Below are 2,527 nucleotides of genomic sequence, written 5' to 3'. Positions count from 1 at the left end.
TAGACCACTATCAAGGATTCGTTATCATCGTTGCACTTGACTTGAAAATTGAGGTGCTCAATCTGAATCATTGGTGTCTCAAGGTTTAATCGACCGTACACACAGTACATAATCTGCCCGCTGTGAGAAACACGGACAAAAATGGCTTCCGCAGCCTCGAAATACCCTTCAAGTGGTGTTCGAACTCGTTCAAACTGGTTCTCCTCAAGGCTAACTACGGTAAAAGGTACATCCTTGACCCTAGAGAGATCCTGCTCATCAAGCAAGACATTCTCTATCATTTGTTTTAGCTGAAGCAACTTTTCCTGTTTATGTCGTCGATAGTCTTCAAGACAGCCTTTCACGCTCGCCGATAGCTTTTCAGGCGCGACCGGTTTTTCCAGAAAATACCTTACGCCATACTTCATTGCCTCTTTCGCGTACGCGAGACTTCCGTACCCAGTAAAGATTATGATTTCGGCACTTGGATTGCTTTTCTTAATGTGGCGGACTAATTCAAGTCCGCTAATCTGAGGCATTTGGATATCAGTGACTATAATATCAACACGATTCCTGTCCAGATACTCTAAGGCGGCAGTGCTTGAATAAAATACCCCTGCGATAGTAACCGCTAAGTGACTGTGCTCAATCAACATGCGTATACCATCAGCGTTGAGTTGCTCGTCGTCAACAATAATCAAGCTGGCTTTAGCCAAGACTCACCTCTCCCTTCTTAGCGTACGGCAACCAAATTTTGACACTCGTTGTAGAGTCGACCGCAGATTCGACGTGAAGGCCGGCCTCACTGCCAAATTTAAGCTTCAGTCGTGAGGAAATATTATGCAAGCCCACACCGGTTGACTCCGACTGAAACGCGGCGGGATTAAATCCTTTACCATCATTGAAAACTGTAATTATTAAATGAGCGTTCTCAATCCGGAGGCAAACTCTGACAACAACCGGTCTATCCGTCGTCTCCACACCGTATTTCACTGCATTTTCTACAATGGGTTGAATGATCAATTTAGGAACAATAACGTTCTGCGTGGCCATCGTTTCGGGAATCATTAAACTAAAGCGCAAGCGATCTCTAAAACGTACACTTTGAATCTTTACATAAGCCTTAACAATATTCAATTCCTGTTCTAGAGTGGTCGACTGGGTCTTGGCATCGGCTTTCTCGCGTAAAAGGAGAGCAAGGGACGTCACAACTTCAGAAGCCTCTTCATCGCCGTGGCTCAACGCAATCCAGTTGATTGAATTCAACGTATTATATAAAAAATGTGGGTCAATTTGAGCCATTAGGTACTTGTTTTCCATCTCTTGGGTCAACAATTGAGACTGGTAATCCTTGACAACAAGTCGATCAATCTCTGACATGAGTCGTTGAAAGCATCTGTATAATGTCCCAATCTCGTCCGACCGATGGAACGTATTAGCTTTCTCTGCTCTTTCTCTCAGTCGAGGTAAATCATCGGCCGTCTTAAAATCTTGCATATTACGGGCAAGATTATCAATTGGCAAAATTAAGCGCCGCAATAAATAATTTGCAATATTACTGCTTATTATCAATATAAGCAGTATCACTAACAGCAATATAAAAGATGCCGTTACTATTTTCCTAATTATTTGTTCATTCACGATATAGTAGTGAACAGTAAATGATGTGTTATCTAAATTGAGTGCTTTACTAAATAGATAATAACCGATACCGTTAATTGAAGTTAACCTCTGTTGATTCGGGCCGTGATATCTAAGACCCGATTTCACAGAATGTGCCAAATTAGGTTTGGTTAAATAGTACTGGTTGTCACGTTTGATAACTATAAAATCTTGTCTTGAAAAGAGCCCTGAGTCGCTCATAAATTGCTGTATAAAGGACAAATCAATAGTAAAGACTACAGTTCCAATATGTTTCATGCTTAAATCATGTGTGTCAAACAAATTGTGGACGTAAACGGCCTTATTGTCTGGGCCGAATATCCACTTTGCTTTCTTAGAATCGTTACCTACCGTTCTCAGGTAATCTTTAGTGGAATACCCTTTGATGTAATTATCTAAGCCATTACCCCCGACCATGCGGTGACCTCGATCATCCATGATAGTCCAGGAGTTTACACGTGAAGTAGCAGCAATGCTGCCTATGTCTTTGGACAAATCGAGTCTTGCTAATTCTCGTTGATATGCGCTCAATTTGTCATTCTCAGCCCTTTCTAGATGAACCTGTGCGCCTGCATCTTCATGAAACCGGGTGACAAGATTATCAACCTCGGCAAACTCATTCTGAAGATCGGTGGACAAGGCAGATAACTGAACACGATTTCGCGCATATGTTTCGGATGTTAGCATCCGAACATATACGATTCCCATGAGCAGCAAGAGCATTGCTTCAACGATGACCAACGCATAAATCAATGCGTGCATCTTATTTTGAAGCGATAATTTGCTGATACGCTTAAACATACATATCCCAGCTTCTATATTTATTAATCACCCCCAGTTTACAATTCAAGTGCAACACCCTGACGACTAGACCAGAAAGGCCATG

The 2,527-nt window shown here is 42.0% G+C and carries 2 protein-coding genes; both read right to left on the bottom strand.

Annotated elements, in window-relative coordinates:
- Positions 1-695: response regulator (locus FC75_RS11475; protein ID WP_156403627.1), on the bottom strand; the 695-nt coding region annotated here is incomplete at its 3' end.
- Positions 688-2,442: a cache domain-containing sensor histidine kinase gene (locus tag FC75_RS11470; RefSeq protein WP_056989954.1), complete on the bottom strand. Its 1,755-nt coding sequence runs from the start codon at positions 2,440-2,442 to the stop codon at positions 688-690. The genes FC75_RS11470 and FC75_RS11475, both read right to left, overlap by 8 nt.
- Between the last annotated feature and the right edge of the window lie 85 nt (positions 2,443-2,527).

It is taken from the genome of Lacticaseibacillus camelliae DSM 22697 = JCM 13995 (assembly GCF_001436615.1).
Lineage (GTDB): Bacteria > Bacillota > Bacilli > Lactobacillales > Lactobacillaceae > Lacticaseibacillus > Lacticaseibacillus camelliae.
This window is presented reverse-complemented; position numbering and strand designations above follow the sequence as displayed.